The organism is Ruania rhizosphaerae, assembly GCF_009805705.1.
Taxonomy (GTDB): Bacteria; Actinomycetota; Actinomycetes; order Actinomycetales; family Beutenbergiaceae; genus Ruania; species Ruania rhizosphaerae.
In genome coordinates this window covers 299,347-318,770 of sequence record NZ_VSMB01000004.1, presented here as the reverse complement: position 1 = coordinate 318,770, position 19,424 = coordinate 299,347, and the positions used below count along the sequence as shown (strand labels likewise).

Here is a 19,424-nt window from a genome sequence, read left to right as displayed (position 1 = left end):
GTGCGGGCCCGTCGTGGCGCAAGAATGGACGGATGCAGCGATGGATCGAGGTGTGGCACCGGCGCCTGCGCGGCACGTCGCGACGCCAGGTCGTGACGGAGGCGATGGCCGTGGCTATCGCCGGCCTTGCGCTGCACGGACTGGGTGTGGGGCCGGTCATCAGCGATGCGCCGTTCGCCGTTGCCCCGTACTGGCACGTCCCGCTGCTGCTCGCTGGAGCCCTGATCATGCTCGGCAAACGCCGCCATCCGGTCGGTGCTCTGGGCGCCGGTTTCGTGGTGTTCACCGCAGACCTACACATCGGCGGCAGCCTCGGCGTGATGCTCGTCCTCATCGACCTGCTGTACACGCTCGCGTTGCACGGGTCCGCGCGTGCTGTCCGGCGCCTCATCGCCCTCACGGCCATGATCATCGCTGCCGTGACAGTGCTCGGCTGGGCACTGCTGCATGATCTGCGCGCCGGCCTCCTCATCGGCCTCCAGGCGTTCGCCGTGCTGGCGACTCCCACATGGTGGGGCACCTCGGTCCGGCGGCAATCGGAGCTGGCTGAGCTTGCCTCCGCCCGCGCCGCCGACCGTGAACGACTCACCCGGATGGAGCACGAGGAAGCCCTCCGTGACGAACGCGAGCGGATGGCGCGGGATCTGCATGACGCCGTGGCGGGGAACCTCTCCGCCATCGCTCTGCACGCCGAGGCAGGGCTCACGCGACCGGCCGTGGACCACGGTGCCCGCCGCGCGCTCGAGGCGGTGCGCGCCTCGAGCCTGTCCGCCCTCGCCGAGATGCGCACCATGATCCGGCTGCTGCGCGGCGGCACCCCGGAACGGTCGCCCACCGGCATCAGCGACAGCCGGGCCGTCCGGGAACTGGTGGCGGCGCACCACGGAGCCATCCGCGCTGACCCAGTCGATCTACCCCAACTCCCGACGGCGGTCGATCAGACCGCCTTCCGGCTCCTGCAGGAGGGGCTCACCAATGCGACCAAGCACGGATCGGGTCCGCCGGAGGTGGAGGTGACCCTCGCTGAGGGGCACCTGGACCTGCTGCTGCGCAACCCCAGCCCTACGGACGCCGAACGCAGGCGAGGGATGGGACTGGAGATCATGGCGGAACGGGCGTGCGCCGTCGGGGGCTCGTTGACGACGGGGGAGGATGATGGGGTGTGGACGGTGCGAGCGCGACTGCCGATCGAGGGGGAGACGGAATGATCCGCGTGCTGCTTGCCGATGATCACGCCGCTGTGCGGGCCGGCCTGCGGATGGTGCTGGAGACGGACCCGCAGATCGAGGTGGTCGGTGAGGCCGCCGACGGAGAGAGCGCCGTGACGAATGCCCGCGCTCTGCGCCCGGATGTGGTGCTGATGGATATCCGGATGCCGCGGATGGATGGCGTGGCGGGGACCACGGAGATCGCCGAGGCAGGCACCGCGCAGGTGTTGGTGCTCACCACGTTCGACCTGGACGAGTACGTGGTGGCCGCGTTGCGGGCGGGGGCGGCCGGGTTCCTGCTGAAGACCGCCGACGGTGCCACGCTGGTCGACGCGGTGCGCCGGGTGGCTGCGGGGGAAGGGGTGGTGGCGCCGGAGGTGACGCGGACGTTGCTGGACGCGTTCGTCGGCTCGCGCCCTGGGCCGGGGGAGAGCAGCGGGGGCGAGGCGGACGACACGCGCTTTCCCGGCCTGACCGCACGGGAGCGGGAAGTGCTCGACTGCCTCGGACGCGGCTGGTCGAACCAGGAGATCAGCCGGGCGCTCCACATCACCGAGGCGACCACCAAGTCACACGTCTCCCGGGTGCTCACCAAACTCGGATGCCGGTCGCGGGTGCAGGCGGCGATTCTGGCGCGGGAGGCGGGCGGTCACCGGCGCCTGCCGTAGGTGCCACTCATCGTCGCTCCGATCGCCCGATAGCAACGACGAGTGACACTTACCCGGAACGCCAGACCTGCGCAAGGTAGGTGCCACTGCCTGTCGGAATCGCCAAACGAGAGCGACAACGAGCGGCACCTCGCTGCTTGACCCGGGCGACGGCGGACACGTAAGGTCAAAATGAAACGTATAAATTGCGCAGAACGGAGCCAGGCTGTGACAAGGGCCCAGGGAACCAAGGGGGTGTCTCGTCCACGACAGGGCGGCACGGTGCTGGTCGGCGACGCCGACTGGTGGCGTCAGGCCGTGGTCTACCAGATCTACCCCCGCTCCTTCGCTGACTCCGACGGCGACGGCATCGGTGACCTGCCCGGGATCACCAGCCGCGTGTCCTACCTGCGCGACCTCGGAGTTGACGCCGTCTGGCTCAGCCCGTTCTACCCTTCGGCACTCGCCGACGGCGGCTATGACGTGGACGACTACCGCAACGTCGATCCGCGCTTCGGCACACTGGACGACTTCGACGAGATGCTCACCGCGCTCACCGAGGCCGGCATCAAACTCATCATCGACATCGTGCCCAACCACACCTCCAATCGGCACGAGTGGTTCCAGGCCGCACTGGCGGCCCCGAAGGGGTCGCCCGAGCGGGACAAGTACCTCTTCCGAGACGGCATCGGACCCGGCGGCGAGGAACCGCCGTCGGACTGGGCGAGTGCCTTCGGGGGCTCCGCCTGGGAGCGGGTGGCGGACGGTCAGTGGTACCTGCACCGGTTCGCTGTGGAGCAGCCAGATCTGAACTGGGACAACCGCGAGGTCCGCGACGACTTCCTGCGGACGTTGCGGTTCTGGTCCGATCGCGGGGTCTCGGGCTTCCGGGTGGATGTGGCCCACATGACCGCCAAGCGATTGCCGGACGAGCTGCCCACGATGGAGCAGCTGCAGGCGATGCCCTTTGACGGCAGCCACCCCACACTGGACCGGGACGAGGTGCACGAGATCTACGCCGAGTGGCGTGAGGTGTTCAACTCCTACGACCCGCCGCGCACCGCGGTGGCCGAGGCCTGGGTGCCCGCGCACCGTCGGGCCCGGTATGCCAGCGCTGAGGGCCTGGGGCAGGCGTTCAACTTCGATCTGCTGCAGGCGCCCTTCGAGGCCGAGGCGTTCCGCGATGTCATCGCCCGCAACCTCGACCTCGCCGCACAGAGCGGTTCCTCCACCACCTGGGTGCTCTCCAACCACGATCTGGTGCGGCATGCCACCCGCTACGGGCTGCCGCACGACCCAGCGGAGTTCAAACAGGGCCGGACGTGGCTGCTCAGCCGTGGGACCGAGCCGGTGCTGGATGCCGACCGGGGGCTGCGCCGCGCGCGCGCCGCGACGCTGCTCGAGCTCGCCCTGCCCGGATCTGCCTACATCTACCAAGGTGAGGAGCTCGGGCTGCATGAGGTGGCCGACATCCCCGACCATGCCCGGCAGGATCCGACGTTCGCTCGCAAGCCGGGCAGTGACGTGGGCCGTGACGGCGTCCGGGTGCCGCTGCCGTGGACCGCAGCGGGGGAGTCCTATGGCTTTGGTCCCGGTGCTGCGCATCTGCCGCAACCGGAGTGGTTCGCCGAGGTGGCCGCCTCCGGCCAGTCCGACGATCCGGCCTCGACCTTGTCCTTGTACCGCGAGGCCATCGCGATGCGGCACCGGTTGCAGTGCGAGGAGCAGCTGGAGTGGTTGGACACCGGACACGAGGACGTCCTCGCCTTCTCCCGCCCGAACGGCTGGACCTGCGTGACCAACTTCAGTGACAAGCCCGCGGATCTGCCGGCGGGGCAGGTGCTGCTCGCCAGCGCTGAACTCGACGGCGAGGGACGCCTTCCCGCGGAGACGACGGCGTGGCTGCAGCGATGAGCGCGGACCACCCCGACCTCGACCCGACCCGCCGACCGGAACCCGCACCCGTGACGACACCGAATGTCCTGCTCCTGCACTGCCACGACCTCGGTCGTTACCTCGGTTCCTATGGGATCGACACGGTGCAGACCCCGCACCTCGACGCTCTCGCCGCCGACGGTATCCAACTCGATCAGGCATTCTGCACGGCCCCCCAGTGCAGCCCTTCGCGCGCGTCGCTCTTCACCGGGAAGTACCCGCACGCGGCCGGGGTGAACGGCCTCACCCACGCTCAGTTCGCGTGGGACCTGAACGACGACGAACGCCACCTGGCCCTGGAACTGCAGGAGGCGGGGTATGCCACCTCGTTGCTGGGGGTACAGCACGAGTCCCGCGGGAACCGGTCAACCGAGGAGATGGCAGCACGGCTCGGTTTCGACCGGCTCCTGCTCGATCGGGAGATCGGCCACCCCTGCAAGGCCGAGGACGTGGCCACCCATGCGCGGGACGAGATCGCCCGGCTGGCCGTGGGGGATCGGCCCTTCTACCTGCAGGTGGGCTTCGTTGAACCGCACCGGCTCCCCGGTTTCAGCCGCTCCGAGCCCGGGTATATGGGCTTCATCAGCGACTACATGGAGCCCGACGACGAGCGCGGTGTCACGGTGCCGCCGTACATCGCTGATGAGGGCGAGAGCACCCGGGACGAGCTGGCCGAACTGCAGGGCGCGATCCGCTACCTCGATGCCCAGGTGGGCCGCGTCCTCGCGGCCCTCGAGGAGACGGGGCAGGCCGAGAACACGCTCGTCATCTTCACCACCGACCACGGCGTCGCACTGCCGCGGGCGAAGTGCGCACTGTACGATCCCGGGCTGGAGGTCGCCTGGGTCATGCGCTGCCCGGCCTTGGGCTGGACGGGCGGGATGCGCGTTGATGAGATGGTCTCCAACATCGACCTGTTCCCGACCGTGCTCGAGGCTGCGGGCGTCCGTCCGCGGAACGAGATCCACGGCCGCAGTCTCCGGCCGTTGCTGGACCGGACAGATGTCGCCTCAGGATCCGATGCTCCTGGACCCGGCGGACGAGGCAGGCCGGCGGCAGGGCGTCATCCCGGCCGCACGCACATCTTCGGCGAAATGACCTATCACGACTACTACGATCCCCGTCGGTGCGTGCGCAGCAGGACCTACAAGCTGATCGCGAACTTCACTGCGGCGCCCGAGTTCATGGATTCGTCCCAGTCGTGGCGGCCACGCACCATGCCGACTACACCGGTGCGGGCCTACCATCCACCCATCGAGCTGTACGACCTGCGCACCGATCCGCACGAGACCCAGAACGTGGCCGACGAGGCTGGATATGCCGACATTCGGGCTCAACTGCTCCGCGAGCTGTATACCTGGATGCGGGAGACCGGCGATCCGCTGCTCGGTGGGGCTGTGACGAGCCCGTTGCATGAGTTGTCGGTGTCGCTGCTTGCTGCAGCTGGGGAACCGGTCGCCAGCTCTGGCTGAGAGCCCGGGAGTGGATCCGGTGCCGAACATCTGCTGCTGCGGGGACTGACGGAAGGGTATGAGTGTGCGCGCGATCGTGGTGATGTACGACAGTCTGAACCGGGAGTACCTGACTCCCTATGCGCCATGTGGGATCGAGACTCCCAACTTCGAGCGGTTGGCGGCCAGGTCCGTGCGCTTCAACACCTGCTACGTGGGCTCGATGCCATGTATGCCGGCCCGCCGGGAACTGCACACCGGGCGGTACAACTTCCTGCACCGCGGGTGGGGGCCGCTGGAGCCGTTCGACGATTCGGTGCCGCGGATGCTCGGACAGGCAGGCGTGACCACGCACCTCGCCACCGACCACATGCACTACTGGGAGGACGGCGGGGCCACGTATCACACGCGGTACGGCACGTCCTCACTGATCCGCGGTCAGCAGGGGGATCCATGGAAGGGGCGGGTTGCTGACCCGGAGGTGGGTGAGGAGCTGCGCATCCACCGCAACGGCACGTGGCGCCAGGATCAGATCAACCGTGAATACATCAACGGCCTGGCCGAGTATCCGCAGACGTTGACCTTTGATGCCGGGCTGGAGTTCATCTCCGACAATGCCTCCGAGCAGGGCTGGTCCGTGCAGATCGAGACCTTCGACCCGCACGAGCCGTTCGACGCGGCGGAGGAGTTCCGCTCCCGGTACGGGGGGCGTTCGCCGGAGATGGCGCACTATGACTGGCCCGAGTACCAGGCCGTGCTCGAGGACGATGACCTCGCTGAGCAGGTGCGCGGCCATTACTCGGCCCTGGTGTCCCAGTGCGATGCCTCCCTGGGGCGCGTACTCGATGCCATGGACGCCCACAACCTGTGGGAGGACACGATGCTGATCGTGTGCACCGACCACGGGTTCCTCCTCGGCGAGCACGACCGGTGGGGCAAGGGCATGCCGTGGTTCGAGGAGACCGCGCACACCCCGTTGTTTGTCTGGGATCCGGTAGCCGGGGCGGCCGGAACCAGCACGGACGCACTGGTACAGACCATCGACATCGGGCCCACGCTGCTCGATCACTTCGGTGTGGACCCGACGCCGCGGATGCAGGGTCGCTCACTGCGCGAGACGGTTCGCTCGTCGGCTCCCGTGCGCGAGTTCGGGCTGTTCGGCTCCTTCGGCGGGCACGTGAACGTCACCGACGGCCGGTATGTGTACATGCGCGCTAGCGCCGACCACTCAAACGAGCCGCTGTTCGAGCACACGCTGATGCCCACCCGCATGCGCGGCTACTTCGCCGGTGAGACTCTCGCCGAGGCCGAGCTCGCCGACCCGTTGCCCTTCACCCAGGGAATGCCCGTGCTGCGCACCCCCGGCACCAAAGGTCACACCCCGGGCGCCTACGGCACGCTTCTGTTCGATCTGGAGTCCGACCCGGCCCAACAACACCCGCTGATCGATGACGAGATCGAGACCCGGATGGCCCAGGCCCTCGTGGAGGCGATGGCCGCCAACGATGCGCCGTCCAGCCAGTTCCAACGCCTCGGCCTGCCCGAGCACGGCCAGGTTGGTGCCGAGCACCTGCTGTGCCGTAGCCAGCACGCCCAGGCATTGGCCGCCCAGCGGGCCTACGACGCCGTCCCCTCGCCGGAGTCCTTCCCGTCCGGTCGCGTCGGGGTCACCTCGACCCTGCGGGAGATCCTCGACGACCCGGACGCAGCGGTCGTGCTGCGCCGCCACATCGGCGACGTTCCGATCGGCCCGTTCGCACCGGTCGCCGAAGCCACCACCCTCTACCGCGCAGCGCCCGTGCTCTTCGGACCGCTCCCGTGGGAGAAGTTGGGTGCGCTCGCGGACGAGCTGGCGCAGGTCAGCGGCGGTGGCCGATGATCGTGCCCCTCATCGTCTGAGCAGCTCTTCGACTCGAGCGGCGACCACGGGGATATTCCGCCAGAATACTGCAGACGATTTCCGGGTCGACGACGAGATAGCCGTGGGCGGCCAGGTTGCGGCATCTTTGACCCGGCGCAGTTCCAACTCGGGGTGGGCGTCGATGAAGCCCTCAAGCCACCATGCGCAAGCAGCAACTTGAATCGTCTCAGTCTACATCTTGACAGTGCCCAGCGAACTGGGCAAGCATGGACCAGCAACCACCACCGCCGCGGGTCACAGCGAGGGGTCTCGAACCGGCGGAAATCCCCGAATCTCAGAGTCGAGGTGAAGACAGCGCGTCGCTAGCGCATGAATTGATACGTCTCATTTCGGGACGAAGTCCGGACTGAGATTTCACCCCGCAGCGACGTCGCTGCGATCGAGAGTTGAGAGGCCAGGACACGATGAAACAGGTCACACAGGGAGCGTCCATGGAGGACACGGGTTCAAGCATGATCGGGCGCCGAGGCGTCTTCGGCGTAGTAAGTGGCGCAGCGCTCGCGACGGCCGCCTCGGTCGCGACGGCGACCAGCGCGTCGGCGGATCCTGGACAGGTGGTCGCCAGCGGCGGTCACGTGGTCGATACCGCCGTCGCTGACAGGGGTGGAATCAAAGCGCTTGATCCGGGCACGACGAAGGTGGTCTACCTGACCGAACCGGGACGGGAAGGAACATTCGTCTGGCGCGCCGGCGACTTCTCCGACCACGCTGCTGCTGACGCGCGCGAAGGTGTCTACATCGTCTCGGACTCGTCACCTGCCACCGACGGCGCATGGGTCCGAGTCCACGACGATCGTCTCAACATCCGGTGGTTCGGCGCGGTCGGCGACGGCGTAGCGGACGACTCCCAGGCAGTCCAGGGTGCGTTCGACCTGGTCGAGTTCCTGGTCGGCGATGGCGTGTTCACAGGGTTGGTCGTTTACGTCCCGACCGGCCTATACCGGATGATGTCCCAGGCGGTCTGCCAGATCGACAACCGTCCGGTCGATGGCGTGCCAGGGATCAGCGTGACCGGCGATGGTCCGCAGAGCTCCTACTTCGTCGCAGACGAGAGCAATGCGGACGGCCTGATCAAGCTGACGTCGAACTTCAACGCCGAGGTGTGGCAGGTTTATGGGATTAGCTTGCTCTCCGCACTACCGGCAGATTCAGCGACGAACAACGGAGTCGCGCTGGAGATCAGTTCGTCATTGAGCCCAGGAACGCCGGGTTTCGGGTCGCACCGACGTCGTTCAGTACGCATCGAGAACGTCTACATCGGGGCCTACGCCAATGGCCTCCGCGACCTGGCCTTCGATGGCAACTTCGAGAAGGGCATCTATCTGGCCAACAAGTGGTGGGCCTACATCACGGACGTCTACATCAACGGCGACACACCGTCGAACATGTTCACCAACTTCTACGGACCTCGTCAACCCGACCCGAGCGAGATTCCCTCTGAGGGTGAGTTGATGAAGTACGAGCTCACCGGGCGCACGCATGCCATCCACTTCAAGGACTGCTACAGCCCCGTGATGACCGAGATCTACGTCAATGGGTTCTGGCGCTACGGGGTCAAGATCGAAGGACGGGACGCCGGGGTCGCCCCCAATGACTTCGAGGATTTCCGGATCGCCGACTCCTTCCTCGTCGGCATGGACGTCGCGTTCGAAGTCTGGCACGCCGACGATCTGTCCGACGGGGTCCATTTCGACCGCCTGCACGAGCCTGGTGGGGCGATCTCCAACTGCCACATCAACGCCCACACCTACGGGATTCGACTACGACTCCACCGGCAGGTGGTGGTCAGCGGGGTCTACTTCTACACGCCTCGTGGCCGTGGCCTGGCCAATTACGAGGGACTCCCGTCGGCCCTCTTCCTGGATGGCGCAGACGACATCACCGTCATCGGGTGCCTCTTCCTCGAGCCCGGCTTCTACCTCGACCAGGACAACGCCACCTGCGGCATCAGAACCGCTGGACGGGTCACCGCGAACATCGTCGGAACCACATTTGCCCATGGCGGGATCGGGATCCGCACCGATGGTGACGGCGAAGGATCTGTCACCGTGACGTCGTCACAGTTCGTCGGCGCCACCGTCGATGATGTCTGGGCGACCTTCGTGCCGCGCGTCGACAATGCCGGCATTCTGGCCGAGGCCTACGTCGAACGTAAGGGCGGCGACCAGCCTGGATCTCAGCACGTGGTGCGTTCATCCGGCACCGGCGTGGGTAGCCCGGTGCGTTCCATCCTCAGGAGCGAACGCCCGGACTATGCGACGACCTCGGACCCGATCCTTGGCGACTGGCAGGTAGCTGGACCGAACGCCAGTGGCACGGAGGTGACGGCGTCCGTGATCCGGACCCGGCTGCACGACAATGCCGATGGTGGAGAGGTGAGTGGACTCGACTTCTTCGCGCTCGGCGGTGGTGCTCAGCCCGTGCGCGTGGCTGCGCTGGCCGGAACTGCAGCCGACGGCGAGACAACTCTGCTGCTCGGTGTCCAGGTTGACGGCGGGTTGTCCGTGCGCACGGTCGAAGTGGGTGATGCTGACAGCGGTGGGCCCGGCTATCGCAGCTTGCGTGTCATCAACTGACCCATCCGGGTGCTCGACCCAGGCTTTACGAGTCCGGGTTGAGCATCCTATATTGAAACGTATCAGGTACTGTTCCTCACATGTGGGGACACCATGAGCGACCGACGACGGTCGCCGAGAGGAGCCAGATCCATGCAGAGCGTTCGACAAAGTCGCCACACTGGTCCACGAAAAGCGACGGCAGCAATCACGGCAGCACTCGCGCTGAGCTTGGCAGGCTGTGGTGGGAACGACGCCGAAGGGGGCTCGAACGAGCCCGAGGCAGGCGAAGTTCCCGCACCCGAGGAGGTCACCGGTGAGTTGACGATCTCGGTCTTCGACTGGCAGGACCCTGTCGAGGGTCAGGTCATCGAGGCATACGACGAGGCGCGCCCGAACCTCGAGGTCGAGTACGAGTACGTGACCGCCTCCGAGTACGTCCAGCTCATGCTGCAGTCGCAGATGGCAGACGACCTCCCCGACGTCGTGGCCACTTTCGACCTGGCGAACGACACCTTCGCCGACAGTGGCATCACGCAGGACCTCACCGAGTTCCTCGGAACCGATCCGGAGCTCAGCGCAGATGAGTTCGCGCCGACGTTCCTCGCGAACTATGAGGTGCGCGGGGGCGAGAACGATGGTGAGATCCATGGCCTCCCCCGCAGCGCCGATGCGAAGGTCATCTACTACAACAAGGCGCTCTTCGACGAAGCAGGAGTGGCCTACCCAACCGACGACTGGACCTGGGAGGATCTCCTCGAGATCTCCCGACAGCTCACCATCACCGAGGGTGGGAGCACGGTGCAGTACGGGTTCGGCGCCAACTACAACCAGCCGGCGGAGTGGGTCTCAAAGATCAACATGTTCGGTGGCGCGCTGCTCGCCGAAGACGGCACACTACAGCTCGACTCCCCGGAGGCGATGCAGGCCTGGCACTACTGGCTCGACCCCATCCAGGAAGGCATCTTCATCCCGCCGTCGGTGCAAGCAACCCAGGGTGGCAACTTGGCACCGTTCCTGAACGGCACCCAGGCGATGTACTCCGGCGTCCGCGGGCAGGTGCCGCCGATCCGGAACTCGCTCGGGACCGACCCAGCCGACTGGGGCGTGGTCACCTGGCCGACGACCGACGGAGAGCGCGTCGTCGGCGCCGGTTCAGCTGGTATCGGGATCTCTGCCACCACCGACAACCTGGCAGCTGCTCAGGACTACCTGCGCTGGTACTACTCCGAAGACGGTGGGATGGGCATGCTGGCCGAGACCTACGCCGTCATGCCCCCGCTGACGTCACTCGCCGACAGCGCCATCTGGCGTGACCTGCCGGCGCCGCCGGAGAACAACGACGCGTACCTGCAGGCGATCGAGGACGGCGGGTCCTACCCGGACATCCCCTTCAACAACCAGGCCGGGGTGCGTGACGTCGTGATCCAGGCCATGGACGAGGTGCTGATCAACGGCACCTCCATCGAAGACGCCTTCACCCAGGCCAACATCGAAGCGAATGACGCCCTCAACGATGACTGACGTTGCCTCATCGAGCAGGTCCCATGCCTCGGCCGTGCCGGCACCGAACTCTGGTGCCGGCCACCGGCCGGGGAGGGGTCGGCCCACGCGCTCCTCCGGGCACCGGGGAGATAGACGTGGTCTGTGGGCGGCGATTCTGCTGGCCCCGAACCTGTCCGTCTTCACGGTCTTCGTGATCGTGCCGGCACTTCTCGCATTCGGTCTGAGCTTCTTCGAGTGGGACCTCACTTCCGATGCGAAATGGGTGGGCCTGGAGAACTACCTCCGCTTCCTGGGCGACGAGCGAGCACTGACTTCGCTTCGGCTCACCGCCATCCTCATGGCCACCACAGCGATCCCGATCGTGTTCCTCGGGTTCGTCATCGCCATCGGTGTCAACGTGCCCACCCGCTGGATGCGCGTCGTACGCACGCTCTACTTCATGCCCATCGTCATCTCATTCGTGGCATCGGCCGTGCTGTGGCGCTTCCTCTACGACCCCACGTACGGGTTGATCAACACCACGCTCAGCTTGATGGGCATCGAAGGGCCTGAGTGGCTGTTCAGTCCCACCTGGGCGCCCGCAGCTGTCGCAATCGTGGTGATCTGGCTCAACATACCGACCGCGGTCATCTTCTACCTGGCTGCGCTGCAGCAGATCCCGCACGAGCGAATCGAAGCCGCGCATCTGGATGGTGCCGGCGCGTGGTCACGCGCGCGCCACATCCTCTGGCCCGGCGTGCGTCAACAGACCTTCTTCGTCAGCGTCGTCACCACCCTGCACGTGCTGTATCAGACGTTCGACATCGTCTCGGTGATGACCCAGGGCGGTCCGCTGCGGTCGACCGAAGTCTTCATCTACTACCTCTACGAGACGGCCTTCCGGTCGTTCGACATCGGGTATGCCAGCGCCTTGGCGACTGTGCTGTTCATATGCATCGCCGCGCTGACGTTCTTGGTCTACCGGCCGCAGCTGAAGGAGAACGAATGATTGTCGACCGGCGCGCCCGCGCAGCGCACTACACGGCCGTGATCATCGGTGCGATCATCATGGCAGCGCCCCTGTTGTGGATGGTCACGAGCGCATTCAAGTCGCCTGCTGAGGTCATTGCCTACCCACCCACGTGGTGGCCAGAGTCGCTGCAGTTGAGCAACGTCACCGCAGCGTTCGAAATCCTCGGTGCCCGGGCATTCGTCAATTCGGCTCTGTTCGCGATCGTCGTCGTCACGGTACAGGGTGCGATCTGCCTTTCGGCCGGCTTTGCGCTGGCGAAGCTGCGGTTCCGCGGGGCGAAGCCCATGTTCACCCTCTTCGTCACGGCCATGCTGGTGCCTCCCCACGTGATGTTGTTGCCGATGTTTCTCGTGGTGAAGGAGTTCGATCTGCTGAACACCTACGTCGGCCTGATGCTGCCGATCGTCGCCCAGACGGGCTTCGGCACCTTCCTCTTCCGGCAGTACTTCACCTCGCTTCCCGACGAGATGGTCGAAGCGGCCAGGGTAGACGGCGCGCACTGGGGCCAGGTCTTCCTGCGGATCGCCGCTCCGTTGGCGCGCCCTGCCGTCGCTGCCTACGCGGCGATCTCGTTGCTGAACGCGTGGACCATGTATGCGTGGCCGCTGGTCGCAGCCCGGTCCTCAGAGATGCGAGTGCTGCCGCTCGTCCTAGCTCCCTTGGCAACGAGCGAGCATTCGATTACACCCATCAGCACGGTGATGATGGCCGTCCTGCTCACCACCCTGCCCATGCTGATCGTCTTCCTCGCTGCACAGAACCAGTTCGTCAAGGGCCTGGGAGGGGCCGTGAAGGAGTAGGCCCTGCAGATCAATGGATTCGATTCGGCCGCCCGGGTGACGCCGGCGCCGTTCAACCATGGACGGCGCCGGTCGACCCCCGAACGATCAGCTCCGGTTGGAACATCACCTGCTGATGCGAATGACCCTCGCCCGGGTCGATCTCCTCCAGCAGCAACTCCGCAGCCCGGCGTCCGAACTCGTGCTTCGGTCGCCGCACCGAGGTCAGCGCTGGGGCGAGGACGGAGGCGAATTCGACGTCGTCGTATCCGACCAGGGCAACGTCGTCAGGGACCCGGAGCCCACGGGCGTGCAAACCGCGCAACGCGCCCAGGGCAACAAGGTCGTTCACGCACATGATCGCCGTCGGCGGAGGAGACTGCGACATCAACCGGTCGACGGCTTCCTCCCCCTCGCTCGCAACCAGCGTCGGTACCACGACCTCCTCGACGGTGGCGGCGACGTCCAGTCCGGCGGCCGCCACGGCGTGCCGCAGGCCTTCCCGCCGGTCGGAGGCCTGCTGGATGTGCTCTGGTCCATTGATGAGGGCGATGCGCCGGTGTCCAAGATCCAGCAGGTGCTGGGAAGCCGTCACCGCTCCCTTGATGTCATCCACCGCGACTGAACAGCGACCCGCATCGGGGCTGGGCTGGTCCAGCAGGACGACGGGCGTACCGCGTGAGCGGACGCCGTCAACCTGGGCGAGATTCGTCGTCGACGGGGCGATCAGGATCCCGCTGACACCGTGTTCCTCCAGTTGGGCCAGCTGGCGCTCCTCCGTCTGCGGATCCCGGTCGGAACTGCACAGCATGAGGACGAAACCCGCCTCGGCCATCCGCTGCTCGACACCTTTGGCGACCGCAGTGAAGTACGGCCCGACGATGTCCAGCACCAGCAGCCCCACGGTCTGTGACCGCCCCATCCGGAGCTGCCGCGCGGAGGCGTTGCGCACGAAGCCCATCTCCCGCATCACGGTCTCGACCTTCTCGCGTGTGGCCGGTGCGACGAGGTCAGGGCGATTCAGGACGTTCGAGACGGTGCCGACAGACACACCAGCACGCGCCGCGACGTGGCGGCTGTTCGGGCGTGCGTTGCCGTCCGGCCCGCGTGATCCCTGTCGTGGCATCGGTGGGTATCCCGTTCGTGGTCGTGGGGGATCCATCTTTGCACGTTTCAGGTGGCGAGATCATCTGCATGGTGCCGCCGCAGTAGGTGCCATCGCCTGTCGGCAACCGACTGCGCGAACGACGACGGATGGCACCTACTGGCTGGCTACCGACGACGGATGGCGCCTACCCGGCCACACGGTTGCCGATCAGCGCTCGGCGACCACGGCGGACCCGTGTGCGGGCACGTGCAGCTCGCCGGCCACCTCGGTGCTCGTGAACAGCTCGGTGCCAGACGCCGGGACGGTCACGTCGCTGTCGGTGTGGTTGAGGACGAACAAGAAGCTGGAGCGCTCACCGGACTCCATGGCACGTCGCACCACCTCCACCCCACGTGGCACCGCAGCCACGTGCTCCACCCCCGCCTCAGCCAGCACCTGCTCGACCAACGCAGCGGTTCCTGCCTCGTCCTGCCGCGTCGCCACGTACCAGGCCGCACCCTCGCCGACTGCGTTGCGCGTCACGGCAGGGCCACCGGGTAGGGGGCCGTCGGCGAAGGACCGGAGCACCTCAGCGGTGGTGACCTCCACCCGCTCGGTCCACACGTCCGCCGTCGTGCCATCGTCCAGCGTGACGCTCTCGCCCTCGAGCAACGGGAAGAACTCATCCGAGCTCGCCCCGAGCAACTCGCGGAACGCACCCGGGTAGCCGCCGAGGCGGACGTGGTCGCGCTCGTCGACGATGCCGGAGAAGTAGGTGATCACCACGCTCGCACCGCGCTCGGCGGCCGCCGCGATCGCCGCGGCGTGCTCGTCTGTCACGAGGTACAGCGAGGGGACGAGTACCACGTCGTAGCCGTCCAGGTCTGCGCTGGGATGCACCACGTCCACCGTCACGTTCCGGTACCAGAACTCGCGGTAGAGCGCCCGGATCCTGTCCCCGTAGGTCACGTCCACACTGGGGTGGGAGTCAAGCTCGATCGCCCACCATGCGTGGTAGTCGAACAGCAGCGCCACCCGCGCCTGCACCCGGCTCCCGACGACGTCGCTCAGCGTCCCGAGCGCCTCACCCAGCCGCACGCTCTCCCGCCAGCCGGTCGACTCCCGGCCGGCGTGCGGAACGAGTGCCGAGTGGAACTTCTCCGCCCCCGCCTTGGACTGGCGCCACTGGAAGAACATCACCGAGTCCGCGCCGCGCGCCACATGTGCCAGGGAGTTGCGGACCATCTCCCCGGGCCCCTTGGCGCGGTTGCGCGGCTGCCAGTTCACGGCGCCGGTGGAGTGCTCCATCAAGATCCACGGCTTGCCGCCGGCCACTCCGCGGGTCATGTCGGCCGCCAGGGCGAGATCGATCTCCCGCTCCGGGTCGTCGGCGATCGTGTAGTGGTCGGTGGCCACCACATCCACCTCACGCGCCCACCGGTAGTAGTCCATCCACTTCGTGCTCAGGTTCACCATGAAGTTCGTGGTGGAGGGCACGAGCGGGGTGATCGGCCGGACGGCGTCACGCAGCTTCTTGTAGTACTCCAGCAGCGTGTCCGAGGAGAAACGGGCGAAATCCAGTTGCTGGGTCGGGTTCGCGTAGGTCGGCGCCGCCAGCGGAGGTAGCACATCCTTGAACGCGCTGTAGCGCTGGGACCAGAACGCCGTGCCCCATGCCTCGTTGAGCCGGTCGATCGTGCGGTAGCGCCGCCGCAGCCAGGTACGGAACGCCCGCTCAGCCGACTCGGAGAAGTCGTGCGGCACGTGGCAGCCGATCTCGTTGTCGATGTGCCACAGCGCCAGCGCGGGATGTTCGGCGTAGCGCTCCGCGATCGCCGTGGCCATCTTGACCGCGTAGTCCCGGTAGACGGGGGAGGAGGGGGCGTAGGACTGCCGGCCACCCTGATGCAGCACGACTCCCTCAGCGGTGCGGGGCAGGATCTCCGGGTGGTTCGCCGTCAACCACGGTGGCGGAGAGGCGGTGGCCGTGGCCAGCGCTACCTTCACGCCCGCCGCCTGCAGCCGGTCCATGATGTTGTCCAGCCAGGTCCAGTCGTAGCGACCCTCGCGCGGCTCGATCGTGGCCCACGAGAAGATCGCCAGGCTGACGAAGTTGACCCCGGCCTCGCGCATCAGCTCGATGTCCTCGAGCCGCACCTCCATCGGCCACTGCTCCGGGTTGTAGTCGCCACCGAATCCGAGCGCGCGCAGCCCGATCGGCCAGTCGGGGGTCGTGGGGGCCGGTGGCGTGGCCGGCTTGGGCTCGGATTCAGCAGCGGGTTCAGCAGCGGGTTGAGACTCGGGTTGAGTCTCCGGGGCGGTGACGTCGTCGGCCATGCTTCAGAGCGTATTGACCCCCTGTAGGTCGGTCCAATCGCTGGGTTCGAGGCGCGGCCGTGACCTAATCGTTGCCGGGTTGTGATCACGATGCGATCTACCAGCGCCTCCGAGGCGTCACGATGGGCAGCAGGTCCGGGCGCCCGCCGCTCAGACCGGCGCAATGGGGCGTCACTGGGGTCGAGGTCGGCCCATCCCCTGCCTGACCTCGACCCCGCCTCAATTCTGAGGCGGCGGCGGGCGTACCTGGCCGGACCATGAGGTTCCGGACCGTGCGGTACGCGACCGTGCTGGGATGTGCTGTGCAGGTGCCCGGCGCACCGGTCGGACCCGGCCTCGGTGCCTCTGGTTCAGCACACCCCTCAGAGCCCGGCCTCACCCCACGCCGTGAACTCCGGCCGCGACCGCAGCGCCACGTTCTCCTGCACCTCGACCGCGGTCTGCATCCCGAGCACCACCGACGCCACGCACTCCTGCCGCAGCGGGTACTCGACCGCCAGCTGCGGCAGCGTCGCCCCGTACTGCGCAGCGACCGCCGCGATCTCACGGGCCCGGTCCAGCAGGGCAGTCGGGGCCGGCTCATAGTCGAAGGTGGCGACCTCCGGAACCTGCGGGCGCGCAAGGATTCCCGAGTTGAACACCCCCGCGAGCACCACGCGACGCTCACCCGCGGCATCCCGCACCCGGTCGAAGTCGTCATCGCGCAGCAGGGTGTACCGGCCGGCGAGCATCACGGTGTCGATGTCGTACCGCTCCAGTGCCACCGCCGCGGTCGCAGAGTCATTGGTACCGACGCCCACTGCCTTCACCACGCCCTGTTCGCGCAACTCCAGCAACGCCTGCACGCCCTGGTCGAGCGCATCCGGATCGTCGCTGACGTCCGGGTCGTGCACCAGCGCGATGTCGATGTACCCCAAGCCGGTGCGGTCCAGGCTCGCATCCAGCGAGCGCCGCACCGCGTCACGATCGAAACCCCACTCACGGGTCAGATCTCCCGGGACCTCGAACATCTCATCGTCCTGCGGCAACGGCGGGACCCGGGGGGCGAGCAATCGCCCGACCTTGGTCGAGACGACGAACTCCTCCCGCGGCCGCCCGGCCAGCCCCGCCCCGAGGCGACGTTCGGACAGTCCCAGCCCATAGTGCGGTGCCGTGTCGAAGTAACGGATCCCCAGCTCCCAGGCGGCGTCCACGCACCGCTGCGAGGTCTCGTCGTCGATCGCCTGGTACAGATTGCCGAGGCCAGCCGCCCCGAACCCGATCTCCGTGAGCGCAAGACCTCCGCCCAGCTCACGCGTGCGCATCACTGGGCCTGCTGTCGGGCCTGTCATTGGGGCCGCAGCCGCAACTCGTGCATGCCGCCGTCCACGGCCAGGCTCACCCCAACTGTTGAATGACTGTGCGGATTCGCCAGATACGCGACGGCGTCCGCCACCTCCACCGGGTCCACCAGCCGGCCGTGGGGTTGCCTCGCCCGCAGCGCCGCTCGCTCGGCCTCGGGATCATCGGCGGCGTCGAGCAGCCGGCCGATCCACGGGGTGTCCGCGGTGCCCGGACTCACGCAGTTGACCCGGATGCCCTCGCGCACATGATCGGCGGCCATCGCCCGCGTCAGGGCCAGCACCGCCCCCTTGGATGCGCTGTACAGCGCTCGCTGCGGGAGCCCGGCGGTAGCGGCGATCGAGCTGGTGTTCACGATCGCCGCATGCGCGGAGGCGCGCAGGTGTGGCAGGCAGGCGCGGCTCACCCGCGCGATCCCGACCACGTTCACGTCCAGCACCCGCGCCCACTCGGCGTCGTCGTTGCCGGCCACGTCGCCCTGAGCGCCGATCCCGGCGTTGTTGACGAGGATGTCGATCCCGCCGCAGGTGGCCACCACCTGCTCGACGGCGGAGCTCACCTGTGCGCTGTCCGTCACGTCCGCGCGCACGCCCAGGACGCCGTCGGGCAGCCCCATGACGGGCGCCGGGGTGCCCTCGGGGAGGTCCCGGTCCAGGACGACCACGCGGGCGCCGTCGGAGTGCAAACGTGAGGCGACGGCTGCGCCGATCCCGGATGCCCCGCCCGTGACCAGGGCGACCAGACCCTCGAAGGCGCCGTTCGTCGTCATCGGGATGCCTCCATGACGGTGCGCTGACGTCCCAGGCCCTCGATCTCCACCTCGACCACGTCCCCGGCGCTCAGGTACGGGAACCGGCCCGAGAGGGCCACGCCCTGGGGGGTGCCGGTCAGGATGACGTCGCCCGGGTCGAGCGCCAGGTACTGGCTCAGGTGCCACACGATGTGGTCGACGTCGAAGATCATGTCTGCCGTGGACGAATCCTGACGTGGCTCACCGTTCACCCAGCTGCGCAGCGCCAGGTTCTTCGGGTCCACCTCGTCGGCGGTGACGAGCCACGGGCCGAGCGGGGAGAAGTCCGGCGCGCACTTGCCCTTGCTCCACTGACCACCGGACTCGGCGAGCTGGAAGTCGCGCTCGGAGAGATCGTCGGCGGTGACGAAGCCGGCGATGTGCTCACGTGCCTGCTCGGGGGAGTCGAGGTAGAGCGCGCGGGTGCCGATCACGATGCCCAACTCCACCTCCCAGTCGGTCTTGGTGGCCCGCCGCGGGATCGCCACCGGATCGTTGGGACCGGTCAGCGTGTTCGCCGCCTTGAAGAACAGGATCGGCACCTCCGGCGGCTCGGCGCCCGATTCGGCCGCATGCGCGGCGTAGTTCTGGCCGATGCACAGGATGGAACCTGCACGAGCGATCGGGGAGCCGGTGCGCAGGTCGGCAGAGCCCTCGAGTGCCGGCAGTGCGCCGTCGTCCGCGGCCTGCTGGATCTTCGCCAGCGAGTCCGGCCCCAGGTGCTCCCCGGTGATGTCGGGCACGACCGAACGCAGGTCGAATGCGGTGCCGGACTCGTCGATCAGCACCGGGATCTCCTGGCCGGGTGCTCCGAGGCGTGCGAGCTTCATGGGTCCTCCACTAGTGACTGGCGCA

Annotated in this window: 14 protein-coding genes; 9 read left to right on the top strand and 5 right to left on the bottom strand. The window is 67.4% G+C overall.

All coding sequences use genetic code 11. The features are described 5' to 3' along the window. The first annotated feature begins 32 nt into the window (after nucleotides 1-32). The 9 genes from FV560_RS08765 to FV560_RS08725 all read left to right on the top strand — a co-directional run bounded on the left by FV560_RS08765 (nucleotide 33) and on the right by FV560_RS08725 (nucleotide 13,035). Entirely contained in the window at nucleotides 33-1,208 is a 1,176-nt protein-coding gene (locus FV560_RS08765) for a sensor histidine kinase (RefSeq protein WP_159621130.1), read from the top strand. Beyond that, the gene (locus tag FV560_RS08760; protein WP_159621129.1) at nucleotides 1,205-1,876 is read left to right on the top strand and encodes a response regulator; all 672 of its coding nucleotides are present in this window, start codon (nucleotides 1,205-1,207) and stop codon (nucleotides 1,874-1,876) included. Before FV560_RS08765 ends, FV560_RS08760 begins: the two co-directional genes overlap by 4 nt. A 234-nt stretch (nucleotides 1,877-2,110) precedes the next feature. Further along, nucleotides 2,111-3,769, top strand: a complete 1,659-nt coding sequence (locus FV560_RS08755; protein WP_235020016.1) for a glycoside hydrolase family 13 protein — start codon at nucleotides 2,111-2,113, stop codon at nucleotides 3,767-3,769. Continuing rightward, nucleotides 3,754-5,262 carry a sulfatase family protein gene (locus FV560_RS08750; RefSeq protein WP_235020015.1) on the top strand — a complete coding sequence of 503 codons (1,509 nt, stop codon included), beginning with the start codon at nucleotides 3,754-3,756 and terminating at the stop codon, nucleotides 5,260-5,262. Before FV560_RS08755 ends, FV560_RS08750 begins: the two co-directional genes overlap by 16 nt. A 58-nt stretch (nucleotides 5,263-5,320) precedes the next feature. Continuing rightward, nucleotides 5,321-7,120 (top strand): sulfatase, encoded by a 1,800-nt coding sequence (locus FV560_RS08745; protein ID WP_200837585.1) that lies wholly within the window; start codon nucleotides 5,321-5,323, stop codon nucleotides 7,118-7,120. A gap of 473 nt (nucleotides 7,121-7,593) precedes the next feature. After that, nucleotides 7,594-9,738, top strand: a complete 2,145-nt coding sequence (locus tag FV560_RS08740; RefSeq protein WP_159621127.1) for a right-handed parallel beta-helix repeat-containing protein — start codon at nucleotides 7,594-7,596, stop codon at nucleotides 9,736-9,738. Nucleotides 9,739-9,870: 132 nt separating this feature from the next. After that, nucleotides 9,871-11,241, top strand: a complete 1,371-nt coding sequence (locus FV560_RS08735) for an ABC transporter substrate-binding protein (protein ID WP_159621126.1) — start codon at nucleotides 9,871-9,873, stop codon at nucleotides 11,239-11,241. Beyond that, the gene (locus tag FV560_RS08730) at nucleotides 11,234-12,211 is read left to right on the top strand and encodes a carbohydrate ABC transporter permease (RefSeq protein ID WP_159621125.1); all 978 of its coding nucleotides are present in this window, start codon (nucleotides 11,234-11,236) and stop codon (nucleotides 12,209-12,211) included. The genes FV560_RS08735 and FV560_RS08730 overlap by 8 nt, the downstream gene beginning before the upstream one ends. Further along, nucleotides 12,208-13,035, top strand: a complete 828-nt coding sequence (locus FV560_RS08725) for a carbohydrate ABC transporter permease (protein ID WP_159621124.1) — start codon at nucleotides 12,208-12,210, stop codon at nucleotides 13,033-13,035. Before FV560_RS08730 ends, FV560_RS08725 begins: the two co-directional genes overlap by 4 nt. A 52-nt stretch (nucleotides 13,036-13,087) precedes the next feature. Here FV560_RS08725 and FV560_RS08720 read toward each other — a convergent pair whose 3' ends face one another. The 5 genes from FV560_RS08720 to FV560_RS08700 all read right to left on the bottom strand — a co-directional run bounded on the left by FV560_RS08720 (nucleotide 13,088) and on the right by FV560_RS08700 (nucleotide 19,399). Then, nucleotides 13,088-14,140, bottom strand: a complete 1,053-nt coding sequence (locus FV560_RS08720; protein WP_159621123.1) for a LacI family DNA-binding transcriptional regulator — start codon at nucleotides 14,138-14,140, stop codon at nucleotides 13,088-13,090. Between the two features lie 189 nt (nucleotides 14,141-14,329). Beyond that, the gene (locus FV560_RS08715) at nucleotides 14,330-16,438 is read right to left on the bottom strand and encodes a beta-galactosidase (RefSeq protein WP_159621122.1); all 2,109 of its coding nucleotides are present in this window, start codon (nucleotides 16,436-16,438) and stop codon (nucleotides 14,330-14,332) included. A 362-nt stretch (nucleotides 16,439-16,800) separates the two neighbouring features. Further along, the gene (locus FV560_RS08710) at nucleotides 16,801-17,742 is read right to left on the bottom strand and encodes an aldo/keto reductase (protein ID WP_159621121.1); all 942 of its coding nucleotides are present in this window, start codon (nucleotides 17,740-17,742) and stop codon (nucleotides 16,801-16,803) included. A 23-nt stretch (nucleotides 17,743-17,765) separates the two neighbouring features. Then, nucleotides 17,766-18,548, bottom strand: a complete 783-nt coding sequence (locus FV560_RS08705) for an SDR family NAD(P)-dependent oxidoreductase (protein ID WP_159621120.1) — start codon at nucleotides 18,546-18,548, stop codon at nucleotides 17,766-17,768. Continuing rightward, entirely contained in the window at nucleotides 18,545-19,399 is an 855-nt protein-coding gene (locus tag FV560_RS08700; protein WP_159621119.1) for a fumarylacetoacetate hydrolase family protein, read from the bottom strand. Before FV560_RS08700 ends, FV560_RS08705 begins: the two co-directional genes overlap by 4 nt. Nucleotides 19,400-19,424: the final 25 nt, after the last annotated feature.